A 17,470-nucleotide genomic window follows, 5' to 3' on the forward strand; every position below is an offset into this window, starting at 1 on the left:
GAAACGCCGTAGCGCCGATGGTAGTGTGGGGTCTCCCCATGCGAGAGTAGGGAACTGCCAGGCATCAAATTAAGCAGAAGGCCCAGTCGGAAGACTGGGCCTTTTTGCGCTGGTGCAGAAAAAGGTCGGATGCGACGCTGGCGCGTCTTCTCCAGCCTGGGCAGGCACGGCAGGGGCGGCTTATTCCCCCACATACGCCAGATTCAGCAACGGATACGGTTTCCCCAAATCGTCCACCTCAGAGCGTCCCGTAACCTTAAAACCCACCTTCTTATAGAACCCAACCGCCTGCTCATTTTGCTCATTAACGTTGGTTGTCAGTTCCGGTGCCATCGAGAGCGCATGCTCCACCAGCATCCGACCCACGCCGCAGCCGCGCACATCAGGATCGATAAACAGCGCATCCATATGCTGCCCACTTAACAACATAAACCCAACCGGCTGATCCCGTTCATTAACCGCGACCCACAACGGTGCTTCCGGCAGAAAGGAACGAACCAGCTCTTCCAGCTCGGCCCGATACTCTGCTGATAAAAAATCGTGAGTGGCATCGACAGATCGACACCAAATCGCAACGAGTTCCTCCCCTTCCTCATGCTGTGAGCGGCGAATACTAATAACCATTTTCTCTCCTTTTCGTCATTCTTATATTCTAACGTAGCCTTTTCCTTGAAACTTTCTCACCTTCAACATGCAGGCTCGACATTGGCAAATTTTCTGGTTATCTTCAGCTATCTGGATGTCTAAACGTATAAGCGTATGTAGTGAGGTAATCAGGTTATGCCTATTCGTGTGCCGGACGAGCTACCCGCCGTCAATTTCTTGCGTGAAGAAAACGTCTTTGTGATGACAACTTCTCGTGCGTCTGGTCAGGAAATTCGTCCACTTAAGGTTCTGATCCTTAACCTGATGCCGAAGAAGATTGAAACTGAAAATCAGTTTCTGCGCCTGCTTTCAAACTCACCTTTGCAGGTCGATATTCAGCTGTTGCGCATCGATTCCCGTGAATCGCGCAACACGCCCGCAGAGCATCTGAACAACTTCTACTGTAACTTTGAAGATATTCAGGAACAGAACTTTGACGGTCTGATTGTAACCGGTGCGCCGCTGGGCCTGGTGGAGTTTAATGATGTCGCTTACTGGCCGCAGATCAAACAGGTGCTGGAGTGGTCGAAAGATCACGTCACCTCGACGCTGTTTGTCTGCTGGGCGGTACAGGCCGCGCTCAATATCCTCTACGGCATTCCTAAGCAAACTCGCACCGACAAACTCTCTGGCGTTTACGAGCATCATATTCTCCATCCTCATGCGCTTCTGACGCGTGGCTTTGATGATTCATTCCTGGCACCACATTCGCGCTATGCTGACTTTCCGGCAGCGTTGATTCGTGATTACACCGATCTGGAAATTCTGGCAGAGACGGAAGAAGGGGATGCATATCTGTTTGCCAGCAAAGATAAGCGCATTGCCTTTGTGACGGGCCATCCCGAATATGATGCGCAAACGCTGGCGCAGGAATATTTCCGCGATGTGGAAGCCGGACTAGGCCCGGAAGTACCGTATAACTATTTCCCGCACAATGATCCGCAAAATACACCACGAGCGAGCTGGCGTAGTCACGGTAATTTGCTGTTTACCAACTGGCTCAACTATTACGTCTATCAGATCACGCCATACGATCTACGGCACATGAATCCAACGCTGGATTAATCTTCTGTGATAGTCGATCGTTAAGCGATTCAGCACCTTAACTCAGGCACCTTCGGGTGCCTTTTTTATTTCCGAAACGCACCTCAGGAGGTGAATAAATTTTATTCATATTGTTATCAATAAGTTATCAAGTATTTTTAATTAAAATGGAAATTGTTTTTGATTTTGCATTTTAAATGAGTAGTCTTAGTTGTGCTGAACGAAAAGCGCACAACGATCCTTCGTTCACAGTGGGGAAGTTTTCGGATCCATGACGAGGAGCTGCACGATGACTGAACAGGCAACAACAACCGATGAACTGGCTTTCATAAGGCCGTATGGCGAGCAGGAGAAGCAAATTCTTACTGCCGAAGCGGTAGAATTTCTGACTGAGCTGGTGACGCATTTTACGCCACAACGCAATAAACTTCTGGCAGCGCGCATTCAGCAGCAGCAAGATATTGATAACGGAACTTTGCCTGATTTTATTTCGGAAACAGCTTCCATTCGCGATACGGACTGGAAAATTCGTGGTATTCCCGCGGACTTACAAGATCGTCGAGTCGAGATAACTGGCCCGGTTGAGCGCAAGATGGTGATCAACGCACTGAACGCCAATGTGAAAGTCTTTATGGCCGATTTCGAAGATTCACTGGCACCAGACTGGAACAAAGTGATCGACGGGCAAATTAACCTGCGCGATGCGGTTAACGGCACCATCAGCTATACCAATGAAGCAGGCAAAATTTATCAGCTCAAGCCCAATCCAGCGGTTTTGATTTGTCGGGTACGCGGTCTGCACTTGCCGGAAAAACATGTCACCTGGCGTGGTGAGGCAATCCCCGGTAGCCTGTTTGATTTTGCGCTCTATTTCTTCCACAACTATCAGGCACTGTTGGCAAAGGGCAGCGGTCCCTATTTCTATCTGCCGAAAACCCAGTCCTGGCAGGAAGCGGCCTGGTGGAGCGAAGTCTTCAGCTATGCAGAAGATCGCTTTAATCTGCCGCGCGGCACCATCAAGGCGACGTTGCTGATTGAAACGCTGCCCGCCGTGTTCCAGATGGATGAAATCCTTCACGCGCTGCGTGACCATATTGTTGGTCTGAACTGCGGTCGTTGGGATTACATCTTCAGCTATATCAAAACGTTGAAAAACTATCCCGATCGCGTCCTGCCAGACAGACAGGCAGTGACGATGGATAAACCATTCCTGAATGCTTACTCACGCCTGTTGATTAAAACCTGCCATAAACGCGGTGCTTTTGCGATGGGCGGCATGGCAGCGTTTATTCCGAGCAAAGATGAAGAGCGCAATAACCAGGTGCTCAACAAAGTAAAAGCGGATAAAGCGCTGGAAGCCAATAACGGTCACGATGGCACATGGATTGCTCACCCAGGCCTTGCGGATACGGCAATGGCGGTATTCAACGACATTCTCGGCTCCCGTAAAAATCAGCTTGAAGTGATGCGCGAACAAGACGTGCCGATTACTGCCGATCAGCTGCTGGCACCTTGTGATGGTGAACGCACCGAAGAAGGTATGCGCGCCAACATTCGCGTGGCAGTGCAGTACATCGAAGCATGGATCTCCGGCAACGGCTGCGTGCCGATTTATGGCCTGATGGAAGATGCGGCGACGGCTGAAATTTCCCGTACCTCAATCTGGCAGTGGATCCATCATCAAAAAACGTTGAGCAATGGCAAACCGGTGACCAAAGCCTTGTTCCGCCAGATGCTGGGTGAAGAGATGAAAGTCATTGCCAGCGAACTGGGCGAAGAACGTTTCTCCCAGGGGCGTTTTGACGATGCCGCACGCTTGATGGAACAGATCACCACTTCCGATGAGTTAATTGATTTCCTGACCCTGCCAGGCTACCGCCTGTTAGCGTAAACCACCACATAACTATGGAGCATCTGCACATGAAAACCCGTACACAACAAATTGAAGAATTACAGAAAGAGTGGACTCAACCGCGTTGGGAAGGCATTACTCGCCCATACAGCGCGGAAGATGTGGTGAAATTACGCGGTTCAGTCAATCCTGAATGCACCCTGGCGCAACTGGGCGCGGCGAAAATGTGGCGTCTGCTGCATGGCGAGTCGAAAAAAGGCTACATCAACAGCCTCGGTGCACTGACTGGCGGTCAGGCGCTGCAACAGGCGAAAGCGGGTATTGAAGCAGTCTATCTGTCGGGATGGCAGGTAGCGGCGGACGCTAACCTGGCGGCCAGCATGTATCCGGATCAGTCGCTCTATCCGGCAAACTCGGTGCCAGCTGTGGTGGAGCGGATCAACAACACCTTCCGTCGTGCCGATCAGATCCAATGGTCCGCAGGCATTGAGCCGGGCGATCCGCGCTATGTCGATTACTTCCTGCCGATCGTTGCCGATGCGGAAGCCGGTTTTGGCGGTGTCCTGAATGCCTTTGAACTGATGAAAGCGATGATTGAAGCCGGTGCAGCGGCAGTTCACTTCGAAGATCAGCTGGCGTCAGTGAAGAAATGCGGTCACATGGGCGGCAAAGTTTTGGTGCCAACTCAGGAAGCTATTCAGAAACTGGTCGCGGCGCGTCTTGCAGCTGACGTGACGGGCGTTCCAACCCTGCTGGTTGCTCGTACCGATGCCGATGCGGCGGATCTGATTACCTCCGATTGCGACCCGTATGACAGTGAATTTATTACTGGCGAGCGTACCAGTGAAGGCTTCTTCCGTACTCATGCGGGCATTGAGCAAGCGATCAGCCGTGGCCTGGCGTATGCGCCATATGCTGACCTGGTCTGGTGTGAAACCTCCACGCCGGATCTGGAACTGGCGCGTCACTTTGCACAAGCTATCCACGCGAAATATCCGGGCAAACTGCTGGCTTATAACTGCTCGCCGTCGTTCAACTGGCAGAAAAACCTCGACGACAAAACTATTGCCAGCTTCCAGCAGCAGCTGTCGGATATGGGCTACAAGTTCCAGTTCATCACCCTGGCAGGTATCCACAGCATGTGGTTCAACATGTTTGACCTGGCAAACGCCTATGCCCAGGGCGAGGGTATGAAGCACTACGTTGAGAAAGTGCAGCAGCCGGAATTTGCCGCCGCGAAAGATGGCTATACCTTCGTATCTCACCAGCAGGAAGTGGGTACAGGTTACTTCGATAAAGTGACGACTATTATTCAGGGCGGCACGTCTTCAGTCACCGCGCTGACCGGCTCCACTGAAGAATCGCAGTTCTAAGCAACAACAACCGTTGCTGACTGTAGGCCGGATAAGGCGTTCACGCCGCATCCGGCAATCGGTGCACGATGCCTGATGCGACGCTTGCGCGTCTTATCATGCCTACAACCGTTGCCGAACGTAGGCTGGATAAGGCGTTTACGCCGCATCCGGCAATTCTCTGCTCCTGATGAGGGCGCTAAATGCCGCGTGGCCTGGAATTACTGATTGCTCAAACCATTTTGCAAGGCTTCGACGCTCAGTATGGTCGATTCCTCGAAGTGACTTCCGGGGCGCAGCAGCGTTTCGAACAGGCCGACTGGCATGCTGTCCAGCAGGCGATGAAAAACCGTATCCATCTTTACGATCATCACGTTGGTCTGGTCGTGGAGCAACTGCGCTGCATTACTAACGGCCAAAGTACGGACGCGGCATTTTTACTGCGCGTTAAAGAGCATTACACGCGGCTGTTGCCGGATTACCCGCGCTTCGAGATTGCGGAGAGCTTTTTTAACTCCGTGTACTGTCGGTTATTTGACCACCGCTCGCTTACTCCCGAGCGGCTTTTTATCTTTAGCTCTCAGCCAGAGCGCCGCTTTCGTACCATTCCCCGCCCGCTGGCGAAAGACTTTCACCCCGATCACGGCTGGGAATCTCTACTGATGCGCGTTATCAGCGACCTGCCGCTGCGCCTGCGCTGGCAGAATAAAAGCCGTGACATTCATTACATCATTCGCCATCTGACGGAAACGCTGGGGACAGACAACCTCGCGGAAAGTCATTTACAGGTGGCGAACGAACTGTTTTACCGCAATAAAGCCGCCTGGCTGGTGGGCAAACTGATCACGCCTTCCGGCACGTTGCCCTTCTTACTGCCGATCCACCAGACGGACGACGGCGAGTTATTTATTGATACCTGCCTGACGACGACCGCCGAAGCGAGCATTGTTTTTGGCTTTGCGCGTTCTTATTTTATGGTTTATGCACCGCTGCCCGCAGCGCTGGTCGAGTGGCTACGGGAAATTCTGCCAGGTAAAACCACTGCTGAATTGTATATGGCTATCGGCTGCCAGAAGCACGCCAAAACCGAAAGCTACCGCGAATATCTCGTTTATCTACAGGGCTGTAATGAGCAGTTCATTGAAGCGCCGGGTATTCGTGGAATGGTGATGTTGGTATTTACGCTGCCGGGCTTTGATCGGGTATTCAAAGTCATCAAAGACAAGTTCGCGCCGCAGAAAGAGATGTCTGCCGCTCACGTTCGTGCCTGCTATCAACTGGTGAAAGAGCACGACCGTGTGGGCCGAATGGCGGACACCCAGGAGTTTGAAAACTTTGTGCTGGAGAAGCGGCATATTTCCCCGGCATTAATGGAATTACTGCTCCAGGAAGCAGCGGAAAAAATCACCGATCTTGGTGAGCAGATTGTAATTCGCCATCTCTATATCGAGCGGCGGATGGTGCCGCTCAATATCTGGCTGGAACAAGTGGAAGGTCAGCAGTTGCGCGACGCCATTAAAGAATACGGTAACGCTATTCGCCAGCTTGCCGCTGCTAACATTTTTCCTGGCGACATGCTGTTTAAAAACTTCGGTGTCACCCGTCACGGGCGTGTGGTTTTTTATGATTACGATGAAATTTGCTACATGACGGAAGTGAATTTCCGCGACATCCCGCCGCCGCGCTATCCGGAAGACGAACTTGCCAGCGAACCGTGGTACAGCGTCTCGCCGGGCGATGTTTTCCCGGAAGAGTTTCGCCACTGGCTATGCGCCGACCCGCGTATTGGTCCGCTGTTTGAAGAGATGCACGCCGACCTGTTCCGCGCTGATTACTGGCGCGCACTACAAAACCGCATACGTGAAGGGCATGTGGAAGATGTTTATGCGTATCGGCGCAGGCAAAGATTTAGCGTACGGTATGGGGAGATGCTTTTTTGAGTAAAGCTTCCATATAATTTTTCTCCGCAATGTATCGAGGGTTATCCGTAAAGCCAAAGCTTTCAGCCATCTTATTTAATGTATTAAGGATTAATTCAGCAATAACCCGGTGACCAAATTCAAAAGCCAACTCAAAGGCAGAGTATTTTTGTGGCGCTTTGTGTTGCCAAAAATCCATAATATCTTCAGCGGTAAATCCAAACAGGCGTGCATGGTCAGATAAAGCAAGATAAACCGTCTCTACAACGTTTTGTTGTTTATGCTGTATCGCTGAAAACAAACCGGGATATTCATTAGAATTATTTGCCAGGAGGAGGGGCTTCATATTTTTTTATCGAATTTAAACGTATTAAAAAGAGTGGGTAATGCGTTAAAAATAGTATTAATAACGTTCATATGTCCACTATTATAGGCAGTCAACATTTCTGTTCTATGTAGTTCTGGCATTTTCTGGAGCTGAATCATCAGTTGCGTAAGTTGGTGATTCTGACCAATTGCCATTAGCAAATTCATCGTTGCAGGTGATAATGGAGGGGTTATTTCATCCACAGATTCTTTTAACATCAATAGCTGTTCTTTCGGAAGTGCTGGAATTATTGCAACAGATTGGTTAATAACATGATCATTTGACCATTTCAGGAGGCTATAATCTACATTCATAAAATCCATCAGAGAATAGTGTTTAATATCCTCTTTACTTTCGCTAATGATTCTTATTTTATCGTTAGTTACATTTGGATCATAAACCGAAACCACGTAATGGGTACATCCTTCAGTTGTGTTCTTTATTCTTAGTCGGGCCGTCAAAGCATGGTTATCCACCAGTAATATGGCTGCCATAACACTGATGCCATTTGATTCCATCTTGTCAAAATATGCTTTCATAACTAGCCCGAAATCACCGCAGGCAGCAACGCAACGCCCCTCAGGACGGCTGGAAATCAACGCCAAAGTCTGGTTTTTGCATTTTTTGTTGAAGTGAGTGAGAAATTTTTCAGCTGAAGAATAATCATCTTGATGGGGTTTGTAATCAACATTCTGATAAATATCATTAATATATTGTGCAGCAATGTGTCGGCATACTATACGGTTTTGGGGTCGCCCCGGAAAATAACATTGACCATTAAGTTTAATTCTTGGGAATTCTTTTTCTTTTCTATCTGATTTTAGGTTTAATTCTTGTTTATCAAGAGTGTCTGAGCGTTGAGGTAAAATTTCCATTAGGTATTCTTCAAATATTGGAGCAATGGTTTGAGTGAGTGTCGTGTTTTCGTTTTTATTAATTATCGTAATTTCTTTCTTATCAGCTTGTAAGACGGACGTGGAAAATTTAATGACAAAATCCTTGTTGCTAAAGATATGACGACCATTTTGTCTACAGTTCTCTGAGAAGCTTTTTAATAGAGGTGTCGCCAGCTCCTTGCCAGAAAATTTATCCTCGAGTTCTTTATAAAACAATTCACTCAGGTTTTGGTGTTCATTTGTCTGGGCTGTATTATTAATATTTACAGAGAAAGAACTGCGAGGAATACGAGTAATCATTTAAATATCTCATTGTTTATTGATGTCTTGAATTTTAACTATCAGAACAGTGAAAAAATTTAATATGATTACAACTAAAGAAATATCATAAATCGCTCAATCTCATAATGCAGCCGTAAAAGTTTCGGTGGAATGAGATCTTGCGATTTTGTTAATGATTAAGTAGTTTGATGTTTAAAAATAATGCTGAGTTAATAAAAGTGTGTGAAGTGTATGACATTAAGTTATTTTGGCGTCAATGCGATTAACAGACACCCTTATTCTATTGCCACTCAGGTATGATGGGCAGAATATTGCCTCTGCCCGCCAGAAAAAGTCAGCGCATTCCACCGTACGCCAGCGTCACTTCCTTCGCCGCTTTAATCACCATCGCGCCAAACTCGGTCACGCGGTCATCGGTAATACGTGAAATCGGTCCGGAAATTGAAATTGCGGCAAACGGTTCGCGGTGCTCATCGAAAATACACGCTGCAAGGCAACGTAGCCCCAGTGCATGTTCCTCATCGTCAAATGAATAACCCCGTTTGCGCGTTTGGGCGAGATCTTCTTTTAAATGCACAGGAGACACCAGCGTTGCGTGGGTATAGGCATGTAACCCTTTGCGGTGCAGCAGCTTCGTCACCTGTTCTTCGCTCAGTTGGGCTAAAAAGGCTTTACCCGCACCGGAAGCGTGCATCGGCAATTTACCGCCGATAGGCGCGGACATTCGCATCAGATGCGTACACTGTACCTGGTCGATAATAATCGCTTCGTGATCGCTTTGATCAAGCACCGCCATATTGACCGTTTCGCCAGACTCTTCCATTAAATTGCGCAGGATAGGGTGAACAATCGCTAACAAATTACGGCTCTGGAGAAAGCTGCTGCCGACCATAAAGGCATGTGCGCCGATTGCCCAATGTCCCAGTTCGCCGACCTGACGCACGAAACCCTGCTGTTGCATCGTGGTTAGCAGGCGGTGGGTCGTGGAATTGGGTAACCCGGCTTGTTGCGCCAGCTCTGTGAGTGCCACACTGCCATTGGATTCGGCAATCCACTCCAGTAATTTCAGGCCACGCGTTAAAGACTGAACCTGTCCAGTCGCTGGTGCGGTGGCAACGGCGGGTTTTCTGCCGCGTTTCGCGGGAATGGGTGCGACCATGACAGCCTCCTTTTTCTGTATCGTGGAAATCATTTTCATTTTTATTGTTAGCTAATGCAATAGTTGCTGAACTGATCCGATGAGTTAATGTTGAACAAATCTCATGTTGCGTGGTGGTCGCTTTTACCACAGATGCGTTTATGCCAGTATGGTTTGTTGAATTTTTATTAAATCTGGGTTGAGCGTGTCGGGAGCAAGTGTGAGCAGCAAAGTGGAACAACTGCGTGCGCAGTTAAATGAACGTATTCTGGTGCTGGACGGCGGTATGGGCACCATGATCCAGAGCTATCGACTGAACGAAGCCGATTTTCGTGGTGAACGCTTTGCCGACTGGCCATGCGATCTCAAAGGCAACAACGACCTGCTGGTGCTCAGCAAACCGGAAGTGATCGCCGCTATCCACAACGCCTACTTTGAAGCGGGCGCGGATATCATCGAAACCAACACCTTCAACTCCACGACCATTGCGATGGCGGATTACCAGATGGAATCCCTGTCGGCGGAAATCAACTTTGCGGCGGCGAAACTGGCGCGCGCCTGTGCTGACGAGTGGACCGCGCGCACGCCGGAGAAACCGCGCTACGTTGCCGGTGTTCTCGGCCCAACCAACCGCACGGCGTCTATTTCTCCGGACGTCAACGATCCGGCATTCCGCAACATCACTTTTGACCAGCTGGTGGCGGCCTATCGCGAATCCACCAAAGCGCTGGTGGAAGGTGGCGCGGATCTGATCCTGATTGAAACCGTTTTCGACACCCTTAACGCCAAAGCGGCGGTTTTTGCGGTGAAAACGGAGTTTGAAGCGCTGGGCGTTGAGCTGCCGATTATGATCTCCGGCACCATCACCGACGCCTCCGGGCGCACGCTCTCCGGGCAGACCACCGAAGCATTTTACAACTCATTGCGCCACGCCGAAGCTCTGACCTTTGGCCTGAACTGTGCGCTGGGGCCCGATGAACTGCGCCAGTACGTGCAGGAGCTGTCACGGATTGCGGAATGCTACGTCACCGCGCACCCGAACGCCGGGCTACCCAACGCCTTTGGTGAGTACGATCTCGACGCCGACACGATGGCAAAACAGATACGTGAATGGGCGCAAGCGGGTTTTCTCAATATCGTCGGCGGCTGCTGTGGCACCACGCCACAACATATTGCAGCGATGAGTCGTGCAGTAGAAGGATTAGCGCCGCGCAAACTGCCGGAAATCCCCGTAGCCTGCCGTTTGTCCGGCCTGGAGCCGCTGAACATTGGCGAAGATAGCCTGTTTGTGAACGTGGGTGAACGCACCAACGTCACCGGTTCCGCTAAGTTCAAGCGCCTGATCAAAGAAGAGAAATACAGCGAGGCACTGGATGTGGCCCGCCAGCAGGTGGAAAACGGTGCGCAGATTATCGATATCAACATGGATGAAGGGATGCTCGACGCCGAAGCGGCGATGGTGCGTTTTCTCAATCTGATTGCCGGTGAACCGGATATCGCTCGCGTGCCGATTATGATCGACTCCTCAAAATGGGATGTCATTGAAAAAGGTCTGAAGTGTATCCAGGGCAAAGGCATTGTTAACTCTATCTCGATGAAAGAGGGCGTCGACGCCTTTATCCATCACGCGAAGCTCTTGCGTCGTTACGGTGCGGCAGTGGTGGTAATGGCCTTTGACGAACAGGGACAGGCCGATACCCGCGCACGGAAAATCGAGATTTGCCGTCGGGCGTACAAAATCCTCACCGAAGAGGTTGGCTTCCCGCCAGAAGATATCATCTTCGACCCGAACATCTTCGCGGTCGCAACCGGCATTGAAGAGCACAACAACTACGCGCAGGACTTTATCGGCGCGTGTGAAGATATCAAACGCGAACTGCCGCACGCGCTGATTTCCGGCGGTGTATCTAACGTTTCTTTCTCATTCCGTGGCAACGATCCGGTGCGCGAAGCCATTCACGCGGTGTTCCTCTACTACGCTATTCGCAATGGCATGGATATGGGGATCGTCAACGCCGGGCAACTGGCGATTTACGACGACCTGCCCGCTGAACTGCGCGACGCGGTGGAAGATGTGATTCTTAACCGTCGCGACGATGGCACTGAGCGTTTACTGGAGCTTGCCGAGAAATATCGCGGCAGCAAAACCGACGACACCGCTAACGCCCAGCAGGCGGAGTGGCGCTCGTGGGAAGTGAATAAACGTCTGGAATACTCGCTGGTTAAAGGCATTACCGAGTTTATCGAGCAGGATACCGAAGAAGCCCGCCAGCAGGCTACGCGCCCGATTGAAGTGATTGAAGGCCCGTTGATGGACGGCATGAACGTGGTCGGCGATCTGTTTGGCGAAGGGAAAATGTTCCTGCCACAGGTGGTCAAATCGGCGCGCGTCATGAAACAGGCGGTGGCGTATCTCGAACCGTTTATTGAAGCCAGCAAAGAGCAGGGCAAAACCAACGGCAAGATGGTGATCGCCACCGTGAAGGGCGACGTCCACGACATCGGTAAAAATATCGTTGGTGTGGTGCTGCAATGTAACAACTACGAAATTGTCGATCTCGGCGTTATGGTGCCTGCGGAAAAAATTCTCCGTACCGCTAAAGAAGTGAATGCTGATCTGATTGGACTTTCGGGGCTTATCACGCCGTCGCTGGACGAGATGGTTAACGTGGCGAAAGAGATGGAGCGTCAGGGCTTCACCATCCCGCTATTGATTGGCGGCGCGACGACCTCAAAAGCGCACACGGCGGTGAAAATTGAGCAGAACTACAGCGGCCCGACGGTGTATGTACAGAACGCATCGCGCACCGTTGGTGTGGTGGCGGCGCTGCTTTCCGATACTCAGCGTGATGATTTTGTCGCTCGTACCCGCAAGGAGTACGAAACCGTACGTATTCAGCACGGGCGTAAGAAACCGCGCACACCACCGGTCACGCTGGAAGCGGCGCGCGATAACGATTTCGCTTTTGACTGGCAGGCTTACACGCCGCCGGTGGCGCACCGTCTCGGCGTGCAGGAAGTTGAAGCCAGCATCGAAACGCTGCGTAATTACATCGACTGGACACCGTTCTTTATGACCTGGTCGCTGGCCGGGAAGTATCCGCGCATTCTGGAAGATGAAGTGGTGGGCGTTGAGGCGCAGCGGCTGTTTAAAGACGCCAACGACATGCTGGATAAATTAAGCGCCGAGAAAACGCTGAATCCGCGTGGCGTGGTGGGCCTGTTCCCGGCAAACCGTGTGGGCGATGACATTGAAATCTACCGTGACGAAACGCGCACCCATGTGATCAACGTCAGCCACCATCTGCGTCAACAGACCGAAAAAACGGGATTCGCTAACTACTGTCTCGCTGACTTCGTTGCGCCGAAGCTTTCTGGTAAAGCAGATTACATCGGCGCATTTGCCGTGACTGGCGGGCTGGAAGAGGACGCACTGGCTGATGCCTTTGAAGCGCAGCACGATGATTACAACAAAATCATGGTGAAAGCGCTTGCCGACCGTCTGGCGGAAGCCTTTGCGGAGTATCTCCATGAGCGTGTGCGTAAAGTCTACTGGGGCTATGCGCCGAACGAGAACCTCAGCAACGAAGAACTGATCCGCGAAAACTACCAGGGCATCCGTCCGGCACCGGGCTATCCGGCCTGCCCGGAACATACGGAAAAAGCCACCATCTGGGAGCTGCTGGAAGTGGAAAAACACACTGGCATGAAACTCACAGAATCTTTCGCCATGTGGCCCGGTGCATCGGTTTCGGGTTGGTACTTCAGCCACCCGGACAGCAAGTACTACGCTGTAGCACAAATTCAGCGCGATCAGGTTGAAGATTATGCCCGCCGTAAAGGTATGAGCGTTACCGAAGTTGAGCGCTGGCTGGCACCGAATCTGGGGTATGACGCGGACTGATTCACAAATCTGTCACTTTTCCTTACAACAAACAGGGCGCTCAATGAGTGCCCTGTCTCTTTATTAATATGAAACACTTATACTGGAAACAGGCTGGAATAATCTTAGCCGGAAAAACGAATGTCAAAAGGCACAGTAAAGATGCCAGTCAGCGTGTTTCCGGTCCTTTGGTCATTCAATTGCTTCAGGCACATATAACGATAAGGAGAACCTGAACTCGTGTTAACGCTGCTTCACCTGCTTTCTGCCGTCGCCCTGCTGGTCTGGGGGACTCATATTGTTCGAACCGGCGTAATGCGCGTCTTCGGCGCGCGTTTGCGTACTGTCCTTAGCCGGAGCGTCGAAAAAAAGCCGCTCGCCTTTTGCGCGGGGATCGGCGTTACCGCACTGGTGCAGAGCAGTAATGCCACCACCATGCTGGTGACCTCGTTCGTCGCTCAGGATCTGGTAGCCCTCGCACCGGCTCTGGTGATTGTGCTGGGTGCAGATGTCGGGACGGCGCTAATGGCGCGTATTCTCACCTTCGACTTATCCTGGCTGTCACCGTTACTTATTTTTATCGGCGTGATTTTTTTCCTCGGACGCAAACAGTCACGCGCCGGGCAACTGGGCCGCGTCGGTATTGGTCTTGGGCTGATTTTGCTGGCGCTGGAGTTGATTGTGCAGGCCGTAACGCCGATCACCCAGGCAAACGGCGTTCAGGTGATCTTTGCCTCGCTGACCGGCGATATTCTGCTGGATGCGCTGATTGGCGCGATGTTCGCCATTATCAGCTACTCCAGCCTTGCTGCTGTACTGCTGACTGCGACTCTGACCGCCGCAGGCATTATCTCCTTCCCCGTGGCGCTCTGTCTGGTGATTGGTGCTAACCTCGGTTCCGGCCTGCTGGCGATGCTCAACAACAGTGCCGCCAATGCCGCAGCCCGCCGTGTCGCGCTGGGTAGTTTGCTGTTTAAGCTGGTGGGTAGCCTGATTATCCTGCCGTTTGTCCATTTGCTGGCAGAGACAATGGGGAAGTTGTCATTGCCAAAAGCGGAACTGGTGATCTATTTCCACGTCTTCTACAACCTTGTACGTTGCCTGGTCATGCTGCCATTTGTTGACCCGATGGCACGGTTTTGCAAAACGATTATTCGCGATGAACCGGAACTGGATACCCAGCTACGGCCTAAACATCTGGATGTCAGCGCGCTGGATACGCCCACGCTTGCTCTGGCGAACGCCGCGCGCGAAACCCTGCGCATTGGCGACGCCATGGAACAGATGATGGAAGGGCTGAATAAAGTGATGCACGGCGAGCCACGGCAGGAGAAAGAGCTGCGTAAGCTGGCAGATGATATCAACGTTCTCTATACCGCCATTAAGCTGTATCTGGCGCGGATGCCAAAAGAAGAGCTGGCGGAGGAAGAGTCGCGCCGCTGGGCAGAGATCATCGAAATGTCGCTCAACCTTGAACAGGCCTCCGATATCGTCGAGCGCATGGGGAGTGAAATTGCCGACAAATCACTGGCAGCACGGCGGGCATTTTCGCTTGATGGGTTGAAGGAACTGGATGCGCTCTATGAGCAATTGCTCAGTAATTTAAAGCTGGCAATGTCGGTGTTCTTCTCTGGCGATGTCACCAGCGCTCGTCGTTTGCGCCGTAGTAAGCATCGCTTTCGCATTCTTAATCGCCGCTATTCCCACGCCCACGTCGATCGCCTGCATCAGCAAAACGTGCAGAGCATTGAAACCAGTTCGCTACATTTAGGCTTACTGGGAGATATGCAGCGCCTGAACTCGCTGTTTTGTTCGGTGGCTTACAGTGTGCTGGAACAGCCGGATGAAGATGAAGGACGGGACGAGTATTAATATTGTGAATCCTGTAGGCCTGATAAGACGCGTCAAGCGTCGCATCAGGCACTATGAACAAGATGCCGGATCATGCATCCGGCAATTCACTTAAAAACGGTGACCAGCTTCTAGCGGCACCGCTTCTTCACCAGCCTTAAACACATAAGTGGTGTTCGGGCCACCCAGCGTAGCGTGACCTTTACTCACTGTGATCCAGTTACCTTCCGGTAGACCAATAATCGTCAGTTCTGGCGCGACGACCAGCAGTTCGCGAATACGCTGCTCACGGGTTTCACCTTTATGGCCTTCCGGCAGCGCGTTGGTGAAGTGCGGGTTGATTTGCAACGGGAACAGATTTAGCGCATCGAAACCTTGCGGATCGACAATCGGCATATCGTTGGTGGTACGAATGGTTGGGCAAGCAAGGTTAGCGCCTGCGCTCCAGCCAATATACAGAGCGCCACGTTTAACCACGTCAGTAATTGGTGCCAGCAGCCCGCGCTCGCGGCACTGTTTCAGCAACTGGAAAGTATTCCCGCCGCCGACAATCACGATCTCAGCATTTTCAATCGCGGCAACGGGATCGACAACGCTATGAATACCGGTGACAGAAACACCCAGCGGAGCGAGAACCGCAGCCGTTTTCGCTGTGTAATCATCCCAGGTCTGCGTTACGCCAGCGAAAGGGATAAACACCGCTGAGCGGCGACCCTGCAACTGTTCAGCAATTAGCGGCAGTGCATGTTCCAGCCAGGCTTTACCCGGCAGCGTCGAGTTACTCAATAAAAGCAGTTCCATTACTTCTCCGGTTAGTAAGAAATCACGGGAGGCATGCTACCACTGCGAATTTAACCACTTACTGACATGGCTCACGATGTCGCACATTGCTTCTGGAAAGTGATTTGAGCAGGTAACGAATTCAAGCCAATGGAAATAACAAATAGTTCGCTCATGACTATTTTTTATCAACCCAAAGGTACGGTATATTCCGTTTTTTACAGGAGAATTTATGCTGCCCGACTCATCAGTCCGTTTAAATAAATACATCAGCGAAAGCGGAATTTGCTCACGCCGCGAAGCGGATCGCTATATCGAGCAAGGCAATGTGTTCCTTAATGGCAAGCGAGCCACCATTGGCGATCAGGTGAAACCCGGCGACGTTGTGAAAGTAAACGGTCAGTTGATTGAGCCTCGGGAAGCCGAAGATTTGGTACTTATCGCCCTGAACAAGCCCGTCGGTATTGTCAGCACCACCGAAGATGGCGAGCGCGATAACATTGTCGATTTCGTTAACCACAGCAAACGCGTGTTCCCGATTGGCCGCCTGGATAAAGACTCCCAGGGGCTGATTTTCCTCACCAATCACGGCGATCTGGTGAATAAGATCCTCCGTGCGGGTAACGATCATGAGAAAGAGTATCTGGTGACGGTCGATAAACCGATTACCGATGAATTTATTCGTGGTATGGGGGCGGGGGTGCCGATCCTCGGGACGGTGACGAAAAAGTGCAAAGTCAAAAAAGAAGCGCCGTTTGTCTTCCGCATTACCCTGGTGCAGGGGCTGAACCGTCAGATCCGGCGCATGTGCGAGCATTTCGGCTATGAAGTGAAAAAGCTGGAACGTACGCGCATTATGAACGTCAGCTTAAGCGGCATTCCGCTGGGTGAGTGGCGCGATTTAACTGATGATGAGTTAATCGACCTCTTTAAGCTCATCGAAAATTCCTCTTCCGAGGCAAAACCTAAAGTGAAGGCCAAACCGAAAACAGCGGGCATCAAACGTCCAGTCGTTAAGATGGAAAAAACGGCGGAAAAAGGCGGTTGCCCGGCGTCCAACGGTAAGCGTTTTACCTCTCCGGGGCGTAAAAAGAAGGGGCGCTAATCAGCGCCTGCCGCGCGTCGACGTATTTGCTGACCAGCTAAATGACGCTTCAGGATCCGGTTTATAAGCCTGCTTTTTCTTCAACTGGCGGGCTTTTTTCGCTTCAGCCTCACGCTCGACCATTAATTTATCGATGTACTCTTTCTTAATGCTGTTGGTTTCGGAGTTGGTCAGTACGCGACCATGCGCAATCCGCGCCCGATCCAGCAGTGTTTTAAGTTCACGCTGCTCGCGTTCAGTCATCTCTTTTTGGGTAATACGGGGGAGTGCCATGATGGTGCCCTCAGTGAGCCAGAGAGTTCAGTGTACGGGAATTCGTTTGCGAGCTGAACTGATAATATTCCTTTGTTCTCTTC

11 protein-coding genes and 1 pseudogene are annotated in these 17,470 nt (G+C 51.2%); 7 read left to right on the forward strand and 5 right to left on the reverse strand.

Annotated elements, in window-relative coordinates; genetic code table 11:
- Positions 1 to 180 precede the first annotated feature (180 nt).
- Positions 181 to 624, reverse strand: a complete 444-nt coding sequence (locus QZF50_RS17580) for an acetyltransferase (protein ID WP_000236960.1) — start codon at positions 622 to 624, stop codon at positions 181 to 183.
- 156 nt (positions 625 to 780) lie between these two features.
- Here QZF50_RS17580 and metA point away from each other — a divergent pair, with 156 nt between their 5' ends.
- The 4 genes from metA (at position 781) to aceK (ending at position 6,833) form a co-directional block, all read left to right on the forward strand.
- Positions 781 to 1,710, forward strand: a complete 930-nt coding sequence (metA, locus tag QZF50_RS17585) for a homoserine O-succinyltransferase (protein ID WP_001122789.1) — start codon at positions 781 to 783, stop codon at positions 1,708 to 1,710.
- Positions 1,711 to 1,978: 268 nt separating this feature from the next.
- Entirely contained in the window at positions 1,979 to 3,580 is a 1,602-nt protein-coding gene (aceB, locus tag QZF50_RS17590) for a malate synthase A (protein WP_000138880.1), read from the forward strand.
- A 29-nt stretch (positions 3,581 to 3,609) separates the two neighbouring features.
- Positions 3,610 to 4,914: an isocitrate lyase gene (gene aceA, locus QZF50_RS17595; protein ID WP_061892620.1), complete on the forward strand. Its 1,305-nt coding sequence runs from the start codon at positions 3,610 to 3,612 to the stop codon at positions 4,912 to 4,914.
- 182 nt (positions 4,915 to 5,096) lie between these two features.
- Complete coding sequence (gene aceK, locus QZF50_RS17600; protein ID WP_061892621.1) at positions 5,097 to 6,833, forward strand: bifunctional isocitrate dehydrogenase kinase/phosphatase; 1,737 nt, start codon at positions 5,097 to 5,099, stop codon at positions 6,831 to 6,833.
- On the opposite strand, the pseudogene QZF50_RS17605 reads toward aceK, so the two are convergent.
- Both QZF50_RS17605 and iclR read right to left on the reverse strand, forming a co-directional pair.
- Positions 6,802 to 8,375 (reverse strand): annotated as a pseudogene (locus QZF50_RS17605) (ShET2/EspL2 family type III secretion system effector toxin). The gene aceK and the pseudogene QZF50_RS17605 overlap by 32 nt on opposite strands.
- Before the next feature lie 316 nt (positions 8,376 to 8,691).
- Complete coding sequence (gene iclR / locus QZF50_RS17610; protein ID WP_000226403.1) at positions 8,692 to 9,516, reverse strand: glyoxylate bypass operon transcriptional repressor IclR; 825 nt, start codon at positions 9,514 to 9,516, stop codon at positions 8,692 to 8,694.
- Positions 9,517 to 9,715: 199 nt separating this feature from the next.
- On the opposite strand from iclR, the gene metH reads away from it, so the two are divergent.
- Together metH and QZF50_RS17620 are read left to right on the forward strand one after the other, a co-directional pair.
- Positions 9,716 to 13,399 carry a methionine synthase gene (gene metH, locus QZF50_RS17615; RefSeq protein ID WP_000096055.1) on the forward strand — a complete coding sequence of 1,228 codons (3,684 nt, stop codon included), beginning with the start codon at positions 9,716 to 9,718 and terminating at the stop codon, positions 13,397 to 13,399.
- Between the two features lie 219 nt (positions 13,400 to 13,618).
- Positions 13,619 to 15,250 (forward strand): Na/Pi cotransporter family protein, encoded by a 1,632-nt coding sequence (locus QZF50_RS17620; protein ID WP_000956830.1) that lies wholly within the window; start codon positions 13,619 to 13,621, stop codon positions 15,248 to 15,250.
- 90 nt (positions 15,251 to 15,340) lie between these two features.
- On the opposite strand, the gene pepE is transcribed toward QZF50_RS17620, so the two are convergent.
- Entirely contained in the window at positions 15,341 to 16,030 is a 690-nt protein-coding gene (pepE, locus tag QZF50_RS17625; RefSeq protein WP_000421763.1) for a dipeptidase PepE, read from the reverse strand.
- Positions 16,031 to 16,241: 211 nt separating this feature from the next.
- On the opposite strand from pepE, the gene rluF reads away from it, so the two are divergent.
- Entirely contained in the window at positions 16,242 to 17,114 is an 873-nt protein-coding gene (rluF, locus tag QZF50_RS17630; RefSeq protein ID WP_290377649.1) for a 23S rRNA pseudouridine(2604) synthase RluF, read from the forward strand.
- Here the strand turns inward: rluF and QZF50_RS17635 are convergent, their stop codons facing one another.
- On the reverse strand, positions 17,115 to 17,387 hold the full coding sequence (locus QZF50_RS17635; RefSeq protein WP_001207638.1) for a DUF3811 domain-containing protein: 273 nt from the start codon (positions 17,385 to 17,387) through the stop codon (positions 17,115 to 17,117). It abuts the gene before it with no gap.
- Between the last annotated feature and the right edge of the window lie 83 nt (positions 17,388 to 17,470).

This window comes from uncultured Escherichia sp. (assembly GCF_948475835.1).
Lineage (GTDB): Bacteria > Pseudomonadota > Gammaproteobacteria > Enterobacterales > Enterobacteriaceae > ECMA0423.